The sequence below is a fragment of the Roseovarius sp. genome, assembly GCF_027019125.1.
GTDB lineage: Bacteria > Pseudomonadota > Alphaproteobacteria > Rhodobacterales > Rhodobacteraceae > Roseovarius.
In genome coordinates this window covers 373510-392442 of record NZ_JALUXE010000002.1, presented here as the reverse complement: position 1 = coordinate 392442, position 18933 = coordinate 373510, and the positions used below count along the sequence as shown (strand labels likewise).

The 18933-nt window shown below is 61.9% G+C and carries 20 protein-coding genes and 1 tRNA gene; 8 read left to right on the top strand and 13 right to left on the bottom strand.

Annotated elements, in window-relative coordinates; genetic code table 11:
• The first annotated feature begins 155 nt into the window (after window positions 1–155).
• Window positions 156–240 (top strand) — tRNA-Leu (locus MVC20_RS02105).
• Window positions 241–358: 118 nt separating this feature from the next.
• A complete protein-coding gene (gene tig / locus MVC20_RS02100; RefSeq protein WP_297537961.1) occupies window positions 359–1690 on the top strand; it encodes a trigger factor in 1332 nt (443 codons plus the stop codon).
• Window positions 1691–1816: 126 nt separating this feature from the next.
• Here the strand turns inward: tig and MVC20_RS02095 are convergent, their stop codons facing one another.
• The 5 genes from MVC20_RS02095 to rpsF all read right to left on the bottom strand — a co-directional run bounded on the left by MVC20_RS02095 (window position 1817) and on the right by rpsF (window position 5202).
• Window positions 1817–2611, bottom strand: coding sequence for an acyl-homoserine-lactone synthase (locus MVC20_RS02095; RefSeq protein WP_297537959.1), 795 nt, complete (start codon window positions 2609–2611; stop codon window positions 1817–1819).
• 187 nt (window positions 2612–2798) lie between these two features.
• A complete protein-coding gene (locus MVC20_RS02090; RefSeq protein WP_297537957.1) occupies window positions 2799–3473 on the bottom strand; it encodes a LuxR family transcriptional regulator in 675 nt (224 codons plus the stop codon).
• Between the two features lie 423 nt (window positions 3474–3896).
• Window positions 3897–4499: a 50S ribosomal protein L9 gene (gene rplI, locus MVC20_RS02085; protein ID WP_297537955.1), complete on the bottom strand. Its 603-nt coding sequence runs from the start codon at window positions 4497–4499 to the stop codon at window positions 3897–3899.
• A gap of 11 nt (window positions 4500–4510) precedes the next feature.
• On the bottom strand, window positions 4511–4738 hold the full coding sequence (gene rpsR / locus MVC20_RS02080) for a 30S ribosomal protein S18 (protein WP_008282293.1): 228 nt from the start codon (window positions 4736–4738) through the stop codon (window positions 4511–4513).
• 29 nt (window positions 4739–4767) lie between these two features.
• Window positions 4768–5202 (bottom strand): 30S ribosomal protein S6, encoded by a 435-nt coding sequence (gene rpsF, locus MVC20_RS02075; RefSeq protein WP_297537951.1) that lies wholly within the window; start codon window positions 5200–5202, stop codon window positions 4768–4770.
• Between the two features lie 229 nt (window positions 5203–5431).
• Here rpsF and MVC20_RS02070 point away from each other — a divergent pair, with 229 nt between their 5' ends.
• On the top strand, window positions 5432–5947 hold the full coding sequence (locus tag MVC20_RS02070; RefSeq protein ID WP_297537949.1) for a hypothetical protein: 516 nt from the start codon (window positions 5432–5434) through the stop codon (window positions 5945–5947).
• Between the two features lie 137 nt (window positions 5948–6084).
• Window positions 6085–6660 carry a YceI family protein gene (locus MVC20_RS02065; RefSeq protein WP_297537946.1) on the top strand — a complete coding sequence of 192 codons (576 nt, stop codon included), beginning with the start codon at window positions 6085–6087 and terminating at the stop codon, window positions 6658–6660.
• A gap of 63 nt (window positions 6661–6723) precedes the next feature.
• Here the strand turns inward: MVC20_RS02065 and MVC20_RS02060 are convergent, their stop codons facing one another.
• The 6 genes from MVC20_RS02060 to MVC20_RS02035 all read right to left on the bottom strand — a co-directional run bounded on the left by MVC20_RS02060 (window position 6724) and on the right by MVC20_RS02035 (window position 13696).
• Window positions 6724–7932: an aminotransferase class I/II-fold pyridoxal phosphate-dependent enzyme gene (locus MVC20_RS02060; RefSeq protein WP_297537944.1), complete on the bottom strand. Its 1209-nt coding sequence runs from the start codon at window positions 7930–7932 to the stop codon at window positions 6724–6726.
• 126 nt (window positions 7933–8058) lie between these two features.
• Entirely contained in the window at window positions 8059–9363 is a 1305-nt protein-coding gene (locus MVC20_RS02055) for an FAD-binding oxidoreductase (RefSeq protein WP_297537943.1), read from the bottom strand.
• Window positions 9364–9411: 48 nt separating this feature from the next.
• Window positions 9412–10779, bottom strand: a complete 1368-nt coding sequence (locus MVC20_RS02050; RefSeq protein ID WP_297537941.1) for a glutamine synthetase family protein — start codon at window positions 10777–10779, stop codon at window positions 9412–9414.
• Window positions 10763–11458, bottom strand: a complete 696-nt coding sequence (locus MVC20_RS02045) for a type 1 glutamine amidotransferase (protein WP_297537939.1) — start codon at window positions 11456–11458, stop codon at window positions 10763–10765. The genes MVC20_RS02050 and MVC20_RS02045 overlap by 17 nt, the downstream gene beginning before the upstream one ends.
• A gap of 47 nt (window positions 11459–11505) precedes the next feature.
• Window positions 11506–12822 (bottom strand): glutamine synthetase family protein, encoded by a 1317-nt coding sequence (locus MVC20_RS02040; RefSeq protein ID WP_297537937.1) that lies wholly within the window; start codon window positions 12820–12822, stop codon window positions 11506–11508.
• Between the two features lie 184 nt (window positions 12823–13006).
• On the bottom strand, window positions 13007–13696 hold the full coding sequence (locus tag MVC20_RS02035) for a M48 family metalloprotease (protein ID WP_297537935.1): 690 nt from the start codon (window positions 13694–13696) through the stop codon (window positions 13007–13009).
• A 385-nt stretch (window positions 13697–14081) separates the two neighbouring features.
• Here MVC20_RS02035 and MVC20_RS02030 point away from each other — a divergent pair, with 385 nt between their 5' ends.
• The 4 genes from MVC20_RS02030 to MVC20_RS02015 all read left to right on the top strand — a co-directional run bounded on the left by MVC20_RS02030 (window position 14082) and on the right by MVC20_RS02015 (window position 16768).
• Window positions 14082–14417 carry an SMR family transporter gene (locus tag MVC20_RS02030; RefSeq protein WP_297538088.1) on the top strand — a complete coding sequence of 112 codons (336 nt, stop codon included), beginning with the start codon at window positions 14082–14084 and terminating at the stop codon, window positions 14415–14417.
• An 83-nt stretch (window positions 14418–14500) separates the two neighbouring features.
• Window positions 14501–14917 (top strand): Fur family transcriptional regulator, encoded by a 417-nt coding sequence (locus MVC20_RS02025; protein ID WP_037269580.1) that lies wholly within the window; start codon window positions 14501–14503, stop codon window positions 14915–14917.
• Between the two features lie 25 nt (window positions 14918–14942).
• Window positions 14943–15827, top strand: coding sequence for a cation diffusion facilitator family transporter (locus MVC20_RS02020; protein WP_297538086.1), 885 nt, complete (start codon window positions 14943–14945; stop codon window positions 15825–15827).
• A gap of 65 nt (window positions 15828–15892) precedes the next feature.
• Window positions 15893–16768, top strand: coding sequence for a DMT family transporter (locus MVC20_RS02015; RefSeq protein ID WP_297538084.1), 876 nt, complete (start codon window positions 15893–15895; stop codon window positions 16766–16768).
• Between the two features lie 3 nt (window positions 16769–16771).
• On the opposite strand, the gene MVC20_RS02010 is transcribed toward MVC20_RS02015, so the two are convergent.
• Window positions 16772–17407 (bottom strand): DsbA family oxidoreductase, encoded by a 636-nt coding sequence (locus MVC20_RS02010; RefSeq protein ID WP_297537932.1) that lies wholly within the window; start codon window positions 17405–17407, stop codon window positions 16772–16774.
• On the bottom strand, window positions 17394–18920 hold the full coding sequence (locus MVC20_RS02005) for a class I adenylate-forming enzyme family protein (RefSeq protein WP_297537931.1): 1527 nt from the start codon (window positions 18918–18920) through the stop codon (window positions 17394–17396). The genes MVC20_RS02010 and MVC20_RS02005 overlap by 14 nt, the downstream gene beginning before the upstream one ends.
• Between the last annotated feature and the right edge of the window lie 13 nt (window positions 18921–18933).

The window sequence follows — 18933 nt, the reverse complement described above, 5'->3', positions numbered from 1 at the left end:
TGCCTCGTTTTGCAACCAGAATATGGCAATAATGGGTTAATGTCCTGCCTTTTTTTCGCCATGATCCTGTCGGCCGGTGCTTAATTTTCCCCTCGCATCCGGTGAGGCGCTTTGCTAGATACCGCGCCAGCAGCCTGAAAGGGCGTGCAACGGATGCGGGTGTGGCGAAATTGGTAGACGCACCAGATTTAGGTTCTGGCGCCGCAAGGCGTGGGGGTTCAAGTCCCTCCACCCGCACCAACAGACTGGCGTAAGAACGCCGGTTTCCCCTTGCACGTTGGCGGGGGCCTCAATAGAACACGCGTGATTTTGACCGCCGCGGACGCCTCCGCGGCCCGATGCATGTGAGAGGACGAAAATGCAGGTCACCGAGACCCTGAACGAAGGGCTGAAGCGCGGCTACAAGATGATCTTGTCGGCCAAGGATCTGGACGAAAAGGTAAACGCCAAGCTCAAGGAGGCCCAGCCGGATATCGAGATCAAGGGGTTCCGCAAGGGCAAGGTGCCGCTCCCGCTCTTGAAAAAGCAGTTTGGCCAGCGCGTGCTGGGCGAAGCCATGCAAGAGAGCGTCGATGACGCGATGAAGGCGCATTTCGAGGCCAAGGGCGAACGTCCGGCGTTCGAGCCTGACGTCAAGATGGCCAATCAGGAATGGAAAGAGGGCGACGATGTCGAGATCGTGCTGAGCTATGAGGCTCTGCCCGCGATCCCCGATGTGGACCTCAAGTCGATCAAGCTGGAGCGTCTGGTCGCCAAGGCCGACGACGCGGCCGTTGACGAAGCGCTCAAGAATCTTGCCGAGAATGCTCAGGATTTCAAGGACCGCAAGAAGGGCTCCAAGTCCAAGGATGGCGATCAGGTTGTGATCGACTTTGTTGGCAAGGTCGATGGCGAAGCCTTTGACGGTGGCAGTGCCGAGGATTATCCGTTGGTTCTGGGCTCGGGCAGCTTTATCCCCGGTTTTGAAGAGCAGCTTGTCGGCGTCAAGGTCGAAGAGGTCAAAGCCGTGACCGTGACCTTCCCCGAGCAATATCAGGCTGCGCATCTTGCCGGCAAAGAAGCCGTGTTCGATTGCACCGTGAAAGCCGTGAAAGAGCCGGTGGCCGCCGAGATCAACGATGAGTTGGCGCAGAAATATGGTGCGGAGGATCTGGCCGGGCTCAAGACGCAGATCGCTGAGCGTCTGGAAATGGAATATGCCGGGGCCGCACGTGCGATCCTCAAGCGTCATGTTCTGGATCAGCTGGATGAGAAGGTCAGTTTTGAACTGCCGCCGACGATGGTCGAAACCGAGGCCAAGCAGATCGCGCATCAGCTCTGGCACGAGGAAAACCCGGACGTTCACGGCCACGATCACCCCGAGATCGACGTGACCGAAGAGCACACCAAGCTGGCCGAGCGCCGCGTGCGTCTTGGGCTCTTGCTGGCGGACCTGGGTCAAAAGGCCGAGGTTCAGGTCTCGGATGCCGAAATGACGCAAGCGGTGATGAACCAGGCGCGCCAGTATCCGGGCCACGAGCGGGAGTTCTTCGAATTCGTGCAGAAGAACCCGCAAATGCGTCAGCAATTGCGCGCGCCGATCTTCGAGGACAAGGTCATCGACTATGTGGTCGAATTGGCCGAGGTGACTGAAAAAGAGCTGTCCAAGGAAGAGCTGGAAAAGGCGATCGAGGCGATGAACGACGAGTGATCGTCGGGCAACCTGCCGAAAAATGAAGGGCCGCCCCGGGGAGAAGTGGGGCGGCCCTTTTCGTTCGAGCGCATGTGACATGGGCGACAGTGCCGATCGCCGGTCACGATTGCGCGCCCCTGGGGGTCAGGCGCGTAGATCCATGCGCGAACGAATCTTGTCCTCGAGTGCGGCCTTGAGGCGCAGAGCGGCGACGCGCTCTTTTTCCGAGGTGGCAGAGGCAATCTGCTCGTCGCAATACTGCTCAAGCGGTGTTTTGGGAGCAGCAGCGCGGGCAATCGCCGGAAGGGCCAGAGCGGCCTCATCGCTGATAAAAACGTCACCCTCAACTCCGCCAAAGTCGCGGATGCGATTGATCCGCTCCTCCGTGCAATCCAGCAGGGCGGCGAGGGCGGGCACCTTGCCCATGTCGGCCACCTTGCCGACATAGTCATATGGCGCATTGCCCGAGCGTTTCAGAACCCGGTCCATCACCGGGTCGATCACCGTCACGATGTCGGATACACCGGCACGCTTGGCGGCTTCCAGCGATGCGATCATCAGCTCGCAGGTGGCGTATGAGACCGAATTGCGATCACGTCCGCGCCCAAGGCGGCGCGTGTCCACGCAGAACCGGGTCGATTCCCACAATGTGGCGCTGCGCAGCGGCGGTTCGCCGTCGAGAATATCGGAGAAAACGTCCGCCAACATATGCGGTCCCGTGGTCTGCAAGGCCCGCACGCAGGATACGACATTTCCTTCATCGTCGAGGCCCACGGCATAAGCAGGGTTCAGGTCATCGAACAGGTCCCGCTCGCGACCGTCCTTCACTTCAACCTGCCAGCCGAGCCGATCCCCAAAGACCCGTGCGCGCAATTTGAACATCTCGTCCAGCACATGGCCGAACCTGTCTTTGTTTATGGCATCAATTACCAAGATCATCGTGTCGTCTCCCCAAAAGTGGCGTGTCCCGTCTGAGTGGTGCTTTTCGCAATCCAGAGGTTAGTAAAATTGGGGCGTTATACTATTGGGGAAATCCCGTATCGCCGCGCACGATCGCTCACCAAAGCGTGATAACCTCCTTGGAAATGCGGAGAATTTTACACAACTGCCCAATCGCCTGACCCGCTCAACGCGGATAGATCAAACCGAGGTTGATTGCGCGGCCAATGGCCTGCGGCGTGGACAGCGCATTCAGCTTCTGACGGGCAGAGCGCAGATGTACTTCCACTGTCCGATGGGAGATCGACAATATATCACCGATGTCCTGTTGGGATTTGCCCGCTGCGGTCCATTGCAGGATTTCGATCTCGCGAGTCGAAAGGGACGGCGAATTAAGCATGCGGGTGAGGGGATCGGATTGAATCACCATATCGTGCATATGCACGGCGGCGGCCTGAAGGTCGCCAATGATCCCTGAAATGAGCAAATGCCATTCACGCTCGGAACAATCGCGATTGATGCTGAGACCACCGACATCGCCATAGGGGCCGTGAATGGGAATGGTCAGGCCCCGATCCGAGATGCCGAAATCACGGGCGGCCCTGAAGATGGTTTGAAATTCGGCCCCACGTTCCAGCCTGTTCCAGTCCACCGGAGCGATGCTGTGGCGAGCCTTGAGAAGGGTCGGGTCAATCTCGTAGTACTTGTTCTGGAGATAGTGAGAGGTCCAGTCCGCGCCATAGGTCATATGCCCATGCGAGGCGCCGCTGATCGGGTTCATCCCGGCATAGGCCACATGATCAAGTTCGAATCTGTTGCGCAGATCGTCGAGAAACTGTCGGAATGGATCGGTCTGCGCCATTTAGCGCGCCCCCTTGTTCCGGCAGGGCGGGCTGGTGGGCAGGGCCACCGAAACAAAGGAATGGCCCGTCAACCAGCAGGTGCCTGCGCCATTACGGCGGATTCCAATCCCCCTGGTTCCAGGAGAGTGGTGCCGTTGGTGGCAGTGTGTAGTCAGGCTCCGGATAGTCGGGTTTTCCATGTTGGGCAGACCCAGGTGATATGATGACAGGGGAGTTGTTTGCCCCCACAGTTCACTTCAGAAGCGAGCGTTGCGGTGGGGTTACGGCACGAGAACCACAAGGACACAAACCACGCAAAGAATAGGAAAACTCAAACTTGAAGGCAACCGTAACACTGCAAGGCGCGTGTTGTCGACTGCGATGTCAAAAAACAGTGCCGCGCAGAAGCCTGCGCGGCACGATTTTCAGAACAGTTGGTATTATTAGGCGTTATTGTCGCGACGATCCGAATAATCGTCCTCGTCGCCTGCGGCGCCACCGATATCGTCGAACAGTTCGGCGATCTCAAAGTCCGCAGCCTGATCAGCCTCGGCGGCAGCATCCTGGATGGATTTGCCAGAGGCTTGCAGGGCCGCTTCTTCGACCGAGCGTGCAACGTTCAACTGAACCGTGGCCACGACCTCGGGGTGCAGCGTCACGAGAACGTCATGCAGACCAAGTTCCTTGATCGGGCGGGTCAGGGCAACCTGCTTGCGCTCGACGGTAAAGCCATTCTCGGTCGCGGCATCCGCCGCATCACGGGTGCTGACCGAGCCATAGAGCGCGCCGCTGTCAGACGCCTGACGAATGACGATGAACTGCTGACCGTTCAGCTTGTCCGCCATCGCTTCGGCTTCCTTGCGGGTCTCGAGGTTCTGAGCCTCAAGCTGGGCCTTGCGGGCAGCGAAATCGGAAATGTTCTTTTCCGACGCCGACAGCGCCTTGCCCTGCGGCAGCAGGTAGTTGCGGGCAAAGCCGGGCTTGACGTCGACGACATCGCCCATCTGGCCAAGCTTGGCAACGCGTTCAAGAAGGATCACTTGCATCTGAGGTCTCCTTATTTCACGGCATAGGGCAGAAGGGCGAGGAAACGGGCACGCTTGATGGCGCGCGCGAGTTCACGCTGCTTCTTGGCCGAAACGGCGGTGATGCGCGACGGCACGATCTTGCCACGCTCGGAAATGTAGCGCTGCAGCAGGCGCGTGTCCTTGTAGTCGATCTTGGGCGCGCTATCGCCCGAGAACGGACAGACCTTGCGGCGACGGAAAAACGGTTTTGTAGCCATGGTTTATGCTCCTTGTCTCAGGGGATGGATCAGCGACGTTCGCGGCGTTCGCCACGGTCGGCGCGGTCGCCACGCTCGGGGCGGTCACCACGCTCGGGACGGTCGCCGCGATCAGGGCGGTCGCCACGGTCGCCACGCTCGTCACGCTTCTGCATCTGGACAGAGGGGCCTTCTTCATGCGCGTCGACCTTGACGGTCAGCACGCGCATGACGTCGTCATGCAGGCGCATCAGACGCTCCATCTCTTGCACGGCGCTCGAGGGCGCATCGCTCTTGAGAAAGGCATAGTGGCCTTTGCGGTTCTTGTTGATCTTGTAGGCCATCGTCTTGACGCCCCAATACTCGTGCTCGACGAGTGTGCCACCGTTTTCGGTCAGCACGGCACCAAAATGTTCGATGAGGCCTTCGGCTTGCGCACTGGACAGGTCCTGACGCGCGATCATCACATGCTCATAAAGCGGCATGTTCACTCCATTTCTATCAAGGCGCATTTCATAGGACGGGCTTTGGGTCTTTCGCGCCCCATCCACGAGAGACTGCGCGGTTCATAACGATTGCGAAAGATTGGGCGCGTATACATCGCCCCGCGACGCGGCGCAAGGCGCTTTGATCCAGCCCGCAGAATGCCGCTAGCCTGCCGCAATGCGGACCAATTTGGCAGGCAGGTTTGTCGTGTTCAAGGTGAAGAGGAATATGACCATGGTTGCCCTGCCTGATTTTGAGCGCGAGTTCACCCATGCACCGTTCGATTATCACGAGACCACTGGCCATGCGCAGGCAGAGGCCCCGGCCCTCGATCTTGGTCGCGCCACGCAGACCCTCTGCGGCAGCGCGCTGATTTTCTCGGCCTTTGGCCTCTGGCTGGTTTCGGCGGGGTCGCAGGATGCCGCGATGATGATGATCAAGCTGCTGTTCTTCGTGACGTTGCTCTTTGCGGGTCTGATGTGCCTGAGTCGCGCGCGTTCGGTTCAGACAGGACCCGAGATTCAGGTCGACGTCATGAACCGCCGCCTGCATGTGATCGCCCCTGTTGCGGGTGGGCGGGCGGCGCGCGTGGCGGTCCATGATCTCGATACGCTGTCGGAACTGTCGATGCGCGACCGGGTGCTGACGGCGCGCGATGCCGCCGGTCGTCAGATTGTCGCGATGAAGATCGAAGATCGTGCGACGGCCAAGGCCCTGCGCCGTGCCTTGGGCTTTCCGGCCTGAGCCGGGCAGGGATCACACCCTATTTCGGCAGGTGTTCGCCAATCCACAGAGGTTGTTTGAATCTACGGGATTGCGATTTGGATCCTGAGTGCCAAATGTGACCAAGTTAGTCACATTTCACTCTCTGGAGGTTTCCGATGAAGAATATCCTGCTCGCCACGGCGCTTGCGCTCACCGCGACCGGCGCTGTTGCAGCCCCTGAAAAATACGAGCTGGACCCGAGCCACAGCCAGGTTGTGTTTTCCTACAACCACTTGGGCTTTTCCACCACCCATGGCATGTTCTCCGGCTTTGAGGGTGAGATCATGTTCGACGCCGAAGACCCGGCTGCGTCCTCGGTCAACGTGTCGATGCCCGTGATGTCGATGTTCACCGGCTGGGAAAAGCGCGAAGAGCATTTCATGTCCGAGGATTTCTTTGGCGCAAGCGAGGGTGACATGGTCACCTTCACCTCGACCGGGATCGAAGTTACGGGAGAGACGACCGCGAATATTACCGGCGACTTGACCATGAACGGCGTGACCAAATCTGTCGTGCTGGATGCCCGCCTCAATCAAAAGGCGGATGCGCACCCTATGAACAACAAGCCGTGGCTCGGGTTTGACGCCACCACAACCTTGCTTCGTTCGGATTTCGGTGTGGACAAATTCACCCCCTTCGTCAGCGACGAGGTCGAGGTGCAGATTTCGATCGAAGCCGGCAAAGCCGAATAAACTTCTGTGAGAGAAGAATAAGGGCCGTCCGCGCGCTGTGGGCGGCCCTTTTTCACGGCGGGATCAGGTGCCGTAGGCGCGGCCGCGGCCCATCACATCCTCTGCCGCAACAACCAGCGCATCGGCGATCAGATCGAGATCGGCGCGGGTCAGGCGCGCGGGCAGGCGGGTGTCGCAGGCGCGCATCAACATGGCGCGAGTCTGCGGCAGAACCGGGGCCGCACCGGGCAAGAACCGCCAGTTCCAGAACGCGCGGGCATTGTCGGTGCTCAGGCCAAATACCTGCACCTTGACGCCGCGCGCCGCCGCGGCCTGGGCAAAGGCGCGGGTATCCTCTTCGGTCATTCCCACCAGATTGAACTGGATCGAATCCGGGGCGCGCTCTTCGGGGGGGAGTTTGGCGGGAACGCTCATCCAAGGCGAGGTATCGAGCCGCGCCGCGACATAATCGTGATTGGCCCGCCCGTCGCGCACGCGCCGCTCCACCTCTGCCAATTGCGGACGGATAATGGCCGCCGACAGATTGTTGAGCCGCAGATTATAGAGCGGAAGCTGGTTCTGAGCGCGCGCGAACGCTGCTTCAAGCTCTGCATCGGGTGCGCTCAGGTGTTTGGCCCAGTTGTGTTCATAGGCGCCGGACATGATGACCGCGCGGGCGATGAGATCGGCGTCGTCGCTGACCATGATCCCGCCTTCACCGGCATTGACCAGCTTGTAGGATTGAAAGCTGAAACAGCCGATCTTGCCGATGGTGCCGATGTTGCGCCCGCCCCAGGTCGTGCCGAGCGAATGCGCCGCATCCTCGATCACCGGAATGCCGCGTGCGTCGCAGAGGTCCATGATGGCATCCATATCAGATGTATGGCCGCGCATATGGCTGATGATCACGGCCTGCACCGTATCCAGTCGAGATGTGAAGTCCGCGATGTCTATCCGGTAATTCTCGCCCACCTCGCACAGCACGGGCAGACAATCGGCATGCAGCACCGAAGAGGGCACGGCAGCAAAGGTGAAGCCGGGGATCAACACCCGCGCATCGCGCGGCAGGCCCAGTGCCTTGAGCGACAGGAACAATGCCGCCGAACAGGATGACACAGCCAGCGCATATTTCGTGCCCAGCAATGCGGCAAACTCCTGTTCCAACAGCGTCACCGGGGCGTTCTCCGGGGCCGTGTAGCGGAAGAGATCGCCCGATTGCAGCATCCGGTCGATTTCCGCACGGGCGGCCTCGGGGATGGGTTCCGCGTCATAGACATTGGGAGCAAGGACCATGTTTTCGGATTTCCTGAAGTTAGATTTCGGTTTTCCGGAACATATAGGCGTGAATTATGACAGTTTGTCAAAGAAAACCCCGCTGACCGCGGGGCAAATGGCCAAAATACGCTGAAATGGGCGGTGTCAGAGACCCAGACGGTCGCGCAGCGAGAACCAGGTCATCGCCAGCACCAGAAGCGGGCTGCGCAGCGCCGCGCCCCCCGGAAAGGTCGGCGCAGGCACCCGCGCCATGCAGTCAAATCCTGAAGCCTCGCCGCGCAGGGCCTCGGCCATCAGCTGTCCTGCATGTGTGGCGGTGCCCACCCCATGTCCGGAATAGCCCGAGGCGGTCAGGATATTGGGGGCAAGGCGCGCCAGATAGGGCATCCGCCGCAACGTGATCGCAAGTGTGCCGCCCCATGCATACTCAAGCGCAACATCCTGTAAATGCGGGAAAATCTCGAGCATCGGTTTGCGGACGGTGGCGCGAATATCCTTGGGAAAGCGATAGCCATAGCTTTCACCGCCGCCAAAGAGCAGACGCTTGTCATGGCTGAGGCGAAAGTAATTGACCACGAATTTGGTATCCGCGACTGCGACATCCTTGGTCAGAACGCGGACGGCGTCATCGCCCAAGGGCTCTGTCGCCACGATGAAATTGTTGATCGGCATCACCCGCGCGGCGACTTTGCGGTCGAGTCCGCCGAGATAGCCGTTGCAGGCGAGAATGAGATGATCCGCCTCGACCGCGCCCGCATCCGTGGCCACGCGTAGTTTGGGGCCGCGCGTGATCTGATGCACCGCTGATCCTTCGTGGATACGCACCCCTGCCGCCGCCGCCGCGCGCGCAAGGCCAAGCGCATAGGCCAGAGGATGCAGATGCGCGGCCCCCATATCCAGCGTGCCGCCGTGATAGGCGGGCGAGGGGCAGAGCGCGGCAAAGCCCTCGGCATCCAGCTTTTCGATCTGATCATACCCATAGCGATTGGCCAGATGATCGGCATAGGCATGCTCTGCCGCCATTTCCCGCGCGGAGAAACAGGCATGCGCCACGCCCGGTTTGAGGTAACAGTCGATGCCATGGCGCGCCACCAGCGACTTGACCAGATCCTTGGCCTCTTCCGCCAGCCGCCACAGATGCGCGGCATCATCCGCGCCCACCAGCCGCTCGAGTGCGGTCTGCTCCATGCGCTGCCCGCTGCCCAATTGCCCGCCATTGCGCCCCGATGCACCAAAGCCCACGCGCTGCGCTTCGAGCAGCACCACGTCAAACCCAGCCTCCGCCAGATGCAGCGCCGCCGAGAGGCCGGTATATCCCGCGCCGACCACGCAGACATCGGCCTTGGCGTGCCCGCGCAGGGGGGCAAATTCCGGCAGGGTTGACGCCGTGGCCGCATACCAGCTTGGCGGATAGAGGCCGCGCCGGTCGTTGGAATAGAGCAGGTTCATGGCTTCTTCTTGGTGCAAATACTCAATCGTACGCCGGTGCCGCGCGGCTCAGACGTTGAGGAGGAGATGCTCACGCTCCCATGGGCTGATCACCTGGAGGAATTCCTCATATTCGGTGCGTTTGACGATGGCGTAGACACGCGCGAATTCCGGCCCGAGAATCTCGTGCAGCGCCTTGGCTTCCTCGAACATATCGAGCGCGTCACCCATGACGTTGGGAATGTCAGGCTCGCCGGAATAGGCATCGCCCTTGAATTGCTTGTCGGGCCAATCCTCGTTGAGAATCCCCAAGAGACCGCAGGCAAGGCTCGCCGCGATGCCCAGATAGGGGTTGCAATCCATACCCGCCATGCGGTTTTCCACGCGCCGCGCCTCGGGACCGGAGAGGGGAACCCGAATGCCGGTGGTTCGGTTGTCACGGCCCCAGGCGAGGTTGATCGGGGCGGCGTGATCCTTGACGTAGCGGCGGTAGGAATTGACGTAGGGGGCCAGCACGGCGATGGCCGAGGGCAGGTGTTTCTGCAAGCCGCCGATGAAGTGGAAAAAGGCGTCGGTTTCGCCGCCTTGCGGTCCGGCAAAGATATTGCGGCCCGTTTCCATGTCGAGGATCGAGTGGTGGATATGCATGGCGCTGCCCGGCTCGTCGGCGATGGGCTTGGCCATGAAGGTGGCAAAGCAGTCATGGCGCAGGGCGGCTTCGCGGATCAACCTTTTGAAATAAAAGACTTCATCCGCCAACTTGATGGGATCCCCATGGCGCAGGTTGATTTCCAGCTGTCCGGCGCCGCCCTCCTGGGTGATGCCGTCGATCTCGAATCCCTGCGCCTCGGCGAAATCGTAGATGTCGTCGATCACCGGGCCGAATTCGTCGACGGCCGTCATGGAATAGGCCTGACGCGCGGCGGCGGGGCGGCCAGAGCGACCCATCATCGGCTTGATTCCCTGTGCCGGGTCAAGGTTGCGCGCGACGAGGAAGAATTCCATTTCCGGCGCGACCACGGGTTTCATGCCATGGGCGTGATACATATCGACCACCCGGCGCAGCACGTTGCGCGGGGAAAAGGGGATGGGTGCGCCTTCGCGGTCAAAGGCGTCATGGATCACTTGCAGCGTCCAGTCGGCGGTCCATGGGGCAGCGGTGGCGGTGGACATATCGGGGCGCAGGATCATGTCGCGCTCGATGAACCCGCCTTCGCCTGCCGCCTCGCCCCAGTCGCCGGTGATGGTCTGGAAGAAGATGGAGTCGGGCAGGTGAAAGTATTTCTGCCGGGCAAATTTCGTTGCGGGCACCGCCTTGCCGCGCGCGATGCCGGGCAGGTCGGAAATGATGCACTCGACTTCGTCGAGGCGGCGATCCTCGAGATAGGTTTGCGCGGCTTTGGGCAGGGAATTGGTCAGGTCAGTCAGATCGGCCATGGCTGGCACCTCTTTTGAAAAACTCCGCCATACGGGCGGCTATCGTGGCATTTGCGGTCGGTTGGTCAAGTTTGGCCTTGGCCTCGGCAATCAGGTCGGGCGGCACCACGCCGGGGGCGCGGTGGTGGATGAGGCGGTCGATCATGGTGGCCGTAAACTCGGGGTGCGGCTGGATCGTGTAGATCCGGTCGCCGTAAAGCAGGGCCGCGTTCGCGCAAAAGGCGTTGCTTCCAACGACTTTTGCCCCTTCCGGCAGTTCTGTCACCTGATCCTGATGCCAGGCGTTGAGGGGCAGGCGTTGCCCTTCGATGTCATAGTCGGTGACACCCACCTGCCAGCCGCCGCCGAATTTCTCGACCTTGCCGCCCATGGCCTGTGCGATGATCTGATGACCAAAGCAGACCCCCACCAGCGGCCGCCCCGAGGCGTGGATATCCCGGATCAACTGTTCGAGCGGGGGAATCCAGGGATGGTCCTCGTAGGCCCCATGTTTGGAGCCGGTGATGAGCCAGCCGTCGGCAGCGTCCGGTCCGGTAGGGAAGTCTTCATCAACCACGTTGTAATGATCGAATTCAAAGCCATGCCCATCGAGCAACTGGGCGAACATCACCTCGTAGTCGCCCAACTCGTCTTGCACGATGTCGGGGGCGTGGCCGGTTTTCAGGATGCCGATTTTCATGGCGGTCTCTTGATTTGATCAAATTAAGGCAGGGGTGCTGGTTCAGGCTACACCGTTTCGAGATAGGTCTTCCAGTGGTCTTCTTTGGGAATGGGCGACATATGGGCCAATTCCTGACGCTTGGTCATCACGAGGTTGCGGATGAGTTCGGGCTGAAAAATGCGCGCAATCATCGGATTTTCGGCGAACCAGTCGATCGCTGTGGCCCAATCTGCCGCCAGTTGCGGCATCTCGACCTCGTAGGCATTGCCGCTGATGGGCGGTGGGGGCGTCAGACCGTCTTCGATCCCGGTGATTGCCGCCCCCAGAATGGCGGCAAAGCTGAGGTAAGGGTTGATGTCGCCGCCTGCGACGCGGTGTTCGATCCGGCGCGCGGCGGGGGGGCCGCCGGGAATGCGCACAGCGGTGGTGCGATTTTCATAGCCCCAGCCTGCACCGGTTGGCGCATGGGCGCCGGGCACCAGCCTTGCATAACTGTTGGCATGCGGTGCGAAAATCAGCGTTGAGGGCGGCATTGCTGCAAGACATCCCGCCACTGCGGCGCGCAGGATGTCCGTGCCCTCGGCCGTGCCATCGTTGAAAACATTGTTCCCGTCCTTGTCCATCACCGAGAAATGCATGTGCATCCCGTTGCCGGTGTCGTCCTCGAAGGGTTTGGCCATGAAGGTGGCAACATAGCCGTGCTGGCGCGCCAAGCCCTTGATAAGTGTCTTGAAAAGCCAGGTGTCATCGGCGGCGCGCAGGGCGTTCTGGTGATGCAGGGTCAGTTCGAACTGACCGATGCCCGCTTCGCTGACGGCGGTCTCGACCGGCAGGCCCATTTCCATCCCGGCGTTGTAAAGCGCGCTGAGAAAACCGTCGAACGCATCCATCTGCCCAAGCGAGAGAATGCCCGGTGATTTCATCCGCCGGCCATTGCGGGGGTCGCGTATGTTCTTGAGAGTATTACCTTTTCCGTCTACCAATGTGAATTCCAGCTCGGTCGCGGCCTGAACGTGCCAGCCTTTCGCGGCGTAGCGGTCGAGGACAGAAACGAGGGCATGGCGCGGATCTCCGGCAAAGGGCGTGCCGTCTTCGTGATGCATGACCATGGGCACAAGGCCTTGCGGCACATCGAGCCAGGGCAGGGGCACGGGACCACGGTCGGTGGGCAGGAGCACGCCATCGACATCGCCGCTGTCGAACACGAGGGGCGAATTTTCGATGTCGGCACCGAAGATGTCCAGATTTAGCGAGGAAAGCGGCATACGCACGCTACCGGTTGAGAGTTTGTCCGCATGAGCGGCGGGAAGACGTTTGCCCCGCATCCGGCCATTGAGGTCACAGGCAGCCACGCGGAACGTCTGGAACTGTGTAAGATCCATTGGAAGAAAGTCCTGATGATGATTTTGTGACAGCCTAGCCCGGCAACAGGGGGCTTGCCAAGATAATTTGATCAAAAAATTTGGAAGGTGACGAGTGGTAAGGTTTGTAAGCTTTGTCAGGTGATTTTGTAAGGTCGTCGGAAGGCGGCAGATCCTCAGGTGAGACTTGAGGATGACGGCGGGATCAGCGCAGGCTCTGCCAGCGGCTTTCGAGTTTTTCGATGGCGGCAATCCGTTCGACGGTCTTGGGATGGCTGAGGAGCCATGCCGGCATGGTGCCGCCCGCACTGTTCGTTAACGCCTCGAGTTTTTCGAACAGTGATTTTTGCGGGGCCGTTCCGATGCCCGCCTTGGTCAGCAGGGCGGCGGCATAGGCGTCGGCCTCGTACTCGTCGCCGCGAGAGAGGCGGGCGGCGAGCAGGGTCGTCAGACCATTGGCAATCCAGACGCCGAGACCGGGAATGAAGCGCGACAAGATCATGGCGAGGGCCGTGCGCAGGGCGTTCTGCCCGGAAAAGTCGATCATGCGGCGGCGGGAATGACCCAAGGCGACGTGGCCCAGTTCATGCGCGATGACAGAAGCCATTTCTTCGGCGGAAACCTCGCCGGTCTGGAACTTGCGATAGAAGCCACGGGTGATGAAGATGCGCCCGTCAGGGGCGGCAAGGCCATTCACCGGATCAATTTCGTAGATGTGCACGCGGACGCGGGGCAGGTCGAGGGCGCGGGCAAGACGGTCTGTCATCGCCTTGAGTTTTGGGTCGGCCAATTCGGTTGATTGCGCGTCGAGTTCCCGCGAGGTGCGCCAGACCGAGAAACGATACATGGCGAGCGCATAGAGGATGGCGAGCAGGATCGGGGTGAATTTCAACATGAGGGGAATATGGGGTGGGCTGGGGTGGCTGGCAAGCGGGGTGTGAGGGTTCGCTGAGCTCTGCATCAAGAGATGAGCCGCGCGGTGCCCGTCCGCCGGGTGGGCGCAGCGCCAGAAGTGATTGGCAATTTATCCCTGCCAAGTATTCCGCGTTCTAAATGAGATGATACGTTGCAAAAGCGCCCGCCCGAGGGGGCGGACCATGCCGGAGGCATGCCTTCGGCATGACCGCTGCGCGGCGGCACCTGAGGTGCCTTGATTCCGCGCTTTGGTGACTGGTGATAACCCGCTCTAATGCCTTCTGGCACTTGCTTTCCCGGTGGACGCCGCTTGCCCCCTCGCTTAAGTCTGGGGCCGATTGCCCAAGACCGGAGCGCGCGCGATGATCCCACAGGTTTATCTGATTCTGTTCCTTGCCATCATGGCCGAGACCGCAGGCACCACGGCGTTGCAGGCAAGCCAGCAATTCACCCGGTTCTGGCCGTCGGTTCTGGTGGTGGTGGCCTATGCGATCAGCTTTTACCTTCTGGCGCAGACGCTCAAGGTGATGCCGGTCGGTGTGGTCTATGCGATCTGGTCCGGGCTGGGGATCGTGTTCATCGCCTGCATCGGCTATGTGATCTTTGGTCAGAAACTCGACCTGCCTGCCATCATCGGCACGGGCATGATCCTTGCGGGCATCGTTGTCATTCAGCTATTCTCGCGCACAGCACCGCATTGACCACGCAGGCAGGGCGACAATGGGGCTGGTCAGGACCGCCCCTTGCCGTTATGGCACCGCCGCAAGACAAGACGAGGCCGCCCATGACCGAGACCATCACCGAGCGTTGCGAGGCCAAGGGGCTGCGCATGACGGAGCAGCGCCGCACGATTGCGTCGGTTCTGGAGGGGTCGGACGATCATCCGGATGTCGAAGAGCTCTATGCCCGCGCCTCGGGGCGTGATCCGCGGATTTCGATTGCGACGGTCTATCGTACCGTCAAGCTGTTCGAGGAGGCGGGCATTCTCGACAAGCTGGAATTCGGCGACGGGCGTGCGCGCTATGAAGATGCCGAGCGCGACCACCACGATCATCTGATCGACATGAATTCGGGCGAGGTGATCGAATTCGTCGATCCCGAGATCGAGGCGTTGCAAGACAAGATCGCGGAAAAGCTGGGGTATCGCCTGATCGGGCATCGGCTCGAACTCTATGGCGTGCCGGTCAAATCCGGTGACTGAGGGGGGGAGCGCCGCCGCACGGGTGATGCGGCTGGCGATTGGCAGCGTCTTTGTCGGTCTCCTGGTGATGGCGCTCAAGGTGCTGGCCTGGGGTTTGACCGGATCGCTGGCGCTGATGTCGGATGCGCTGGAGAGCCTCGTCAACCTGGCCACGGCGATTGCGGTGATCGTGGCGCTGCGGGTGGCACGGCGGCCCGCGGATGACAATCATCCCTTTGGGCATCACAAGGCGGAATTCTTTTCGGCGGTGCTGGAGGGGGTTCTGATTGTCCTTGCGGCGCTCTTTATCCTGCGTGAGGCCTATGACGGGTTTCAGGCACCGCGCGCGATGGATGCGCCCATGCTGGGCATGGCGATCAACATGGCGGCGGGGGGGATCAACGCGCTCTGGGCGCTGATGCTCATTCGCAACGGGCGGCGTTATCGCTCGCCCGCGCTGGTGGCGGATGGCAAGCATCTGATGACCGATGTGGTGTCTTCGGTGGGGGTGCTGATCGGCGTGGGGTTGGCCCTGGCGACGGGCTGGCTCTGGCTTGATCCGGCGATGGCGGTCCTGGTCGCGCTCAATATCCTGTGGTCGGGCAGCGTGGTGATCAAGGCCTCGCTGAGCGGGTTGATGGATGAGGCGGTATCCGAGACGGAAATGGCCACGATCCGGCAGGTGATCGAGGCGGCGGCGAGCGATGATGCCGCCTTGCAGGCGCATGATCTGCGCACGCGCCATGCCGGGCCTGTGACCTTCATCGAGTTTCATCTGGTGATGCCGGGCAAGACCACGGTCGAGGCGGCGCATGATCTCTGCGACCGGATCGAGGCGGCGCTGATGGCGGCGCTGCCGGGCGCGCGGGTGACGATCCATGTCGAGCCCGAACACAAGGCCAAGCATAGCGGTCATGTCGTGTTGTCATAGCTCTGCCGCTTTTTTGGGCGAATGATCCGGGCTATCACGGACGCTCATGGTTGAGAAAGTCTGAGATGGAAAACCTGCGCGGCAGTATTCTGATGGTCCTTTCGATGGGCGGTTTCGCGCTGGAGGATATGTTCATCAAGCGGCTGGCGGATAGCCTGCCGGTGGGGCAGATCATCATTCTGCTGGGATTGGGCGGGGCGCTGATCTTTGGCACGATCACGCGGGCGCAGGGCGGGCGGCTCTGGTCGCGGGATGTCGTGTCGCGGCCCGTGATCCTGCGCAATTTCGGCGAATTGCTGGGCACCTTGGGGTTTGTGACGGCGATTGCGCTGACGCCGCTCTCGTCGGCCTCGGCCATTTTGCAGGCGACGCCGCTCGCGGTCACGCTGGGGGCCGCGCTCTTTCTGGGGGAGGCGGTGGGCTGGCGGCGGTGGGCGGCGATCCTCGTGGGGTTTTGCGGCGTGCTGATGGTGATCCGGCCCGGCATGGCGGGGTTTGAGCCGGCATCGCTTTTCGCGGTCTTGGCGGTCTTTGGGCTGGCGGCGCGGGATCTGGCGACGCGCCGGGTGCCGCGCACGATTTCGTCGATGCAGCTGTCGACCTATGCCTTTGCCACGCTGGTGCCGACGGGGCTGATCCTGTTGGCGGTTCATGGCACGCCCGCCTGGCCCACGGCGGTGAACTGGCGCGATCTGGTGCTGGCCCTCTTGTGCGGGGTGTCGGCCTATTACGCCATCGTGGCCGCGATGCGGTTGGGCGATGTGGCGGTGATCACGCCGTTCCGCTATTCCCGGCTGGTGTTCGCGCTGATCATCGGGGTCACGCTGTTTGACGAGCGGCCGGATGTCTGGACGCTGGCGGGGGCGGGGATCATCATTGCCTCGGGCATCTACACGTTCTGGCGCGAGCGGCGGCTGGCGCGGCGGATGACCCTCGCGTGAGCGTCAGCTTGCGGCGGCGGTCAGGTCGTCGATCACCTTGACCCAAAGCTCTGCGGGCTGGCATCCCGGCACCGCGTGCTGGCCGCCGACAATGAAGGTGGGCACGCCCGTGATGCCCATCTGGCGGAATTGCGCATCGCGGGCGCGGACGTCGTCGCGGTCGGCCTCGGTGGCCAGAAGGCGCTGGATCATCGCGCCGTCAAGGCTGAGGCTGTCGGCGAGATCGGCCAGAACTTCGGGGTCGCCAATGTCGCGCCCCTCGTTGAAATAGGCCCGAAAGAGCGCCATGGCCATGCGGTCCTGACAGCCCTCGATGCCCGCCCAATGCAGCAGGCGATGCGCGTCGAGCGTGTTGGGCGTGCGCTTGATGGCGGCGAAATCAATGGTCAGACCTGCGGCCTCGGCGCGTTCAAGCACAGGCGCATAGGCCCGGATCGCGCCCTCTTTGCCGCCAAACTTCGTCTCAAGATATTCACGGCGGTCCATGCCTTCGGCGGGCATGTCGGGGTTGAGCTGGAACGGATGCCATTCGATTTCGAACGGGTGATCGGGGCGCTGTGCCATGGCCTGATCGAGCAGCGTCTTGCCGATGTAGCACCAGGGGCAAATCGGGTCGGAGATGATGTCAAGCTTGACCATGGAGGCCCTCGTAGATCGGCCGCAAGGCGCGGCGCAGGATTTTGCCATTGGCCCCGGTGGGAAGGGCCGCGATGTGGTGATAGGCGCGCGGGGCCTTGTAGCCCGCGAGCCGGCCCCGCGCGAAAGCATCAAGCGTGGCGGGGTCGAGTGTCTCGGGGCCAGTATAGAAGGCCATGATGACGCGCGCATCCTCTTTCACCTCGATGTCGGTCACGGCGACGGTCGTGATGCCGGGATGCGTGCTGAGCACGGCCTCGACCTCCATCGGGGAAACGCGGTAGCCGCCGGCGTTCATCATGTCGTCGGCGCGGCCCAGATAGGTGATGTGGCCTGCGGCATCCATGCTCCCCTGATCGCCGGTCAGGAACCAGTCGCCGGTGAATTTCTCTGCCGTGGCCTCGGGGGCGCCGAGATAGCCCAGCATGAGGCCGGGATCGGAGCGGTGGACGGCGATGGTGCCCTCGGCACCAAGGGGCGCGGGCGTGCCGTCGGCGAGGATGGCGACGCGGCGGCCTGTCTGGGGGCGCCCCAGCGTGCCGGGGGCGGCGGGGTGATCGGGGCTGCCCGAGATGAAGGTCGAGCATTCGGACATGCCGTAAGCCTCGAAGATCGGCGTGCCGGTGGCGTCCTGCCAATGCTGGCGGATGGTGTCCGAGAGTTTCTCGCCCGCCGCCAGCCCGTGCCGCAGATGCGGCAGGTCAAGGCGCTGACCGGGGTGCACGAGTTTGCGATAGACGCCGGGGGCGGCGGCGAAGATCGTGGCGTCATGGCGTTTGAGCAGAAGGGGCAATTGCTCGGGTGTGATGCCGGGGGCGGGGATGAGGGCGGTGGCCCCCATGGTCCAGGGGTCCATGAGGCCGGTGCCAAGGGTGAAGGTCCAGTTGAAGGCGCCCGCGTGGCAGAGCCGGTCGTCGGGGCGCAGCCCATACCAGCCGTCAAACATCATCTGCCGCGCCCAGATGGCGCGATGGGCATGGACCACGGCGCGCGGAATGCCGGAGGTGCCGGAGGTGTAGATGATATAGGCGGGGCGGTCTGGATCGCCCATGTCCCAATCGGCGGGAGGAAGGGCGCGCATTTCTTCAAGGTTGGGCTCGTTGAGCGTGGGAATATCGGTGTCCGGGCAGGCCACGCTCTGGGCCCGCAGGATCAGCGCGGGTTGCGTGGTCTTGAGGATGCCCGCCACTTCGGGTTCCGTCAGCTGGCTGGAGGTGGGGATCGGGATGAGGCCCACGGCAATGGCCCCAAGATAGGCAATCGGAAATTCGACCGTATTGCCCAGCCGCATCAGCACCCGGTCGCCGGGGTTCAATCCGGCGCGCAAAAGGCCGGTGCCGGTGCCGCGCACGGCGGCCGCGAGGCGGCCATAGCTCCAGCGGTCGGATTTGGTCAGGCTGAGGACTGCGAGGGCGATCTTGTCGGGATGCGCTTCGGCCCGGCGCAGAACATGGGCTGCGAGGTTGAAGGGGCGGGGGCAGGGGGCGCTTGGGCCCTGATCGAATATGGCGCTCATGGCCTTGGCTTAG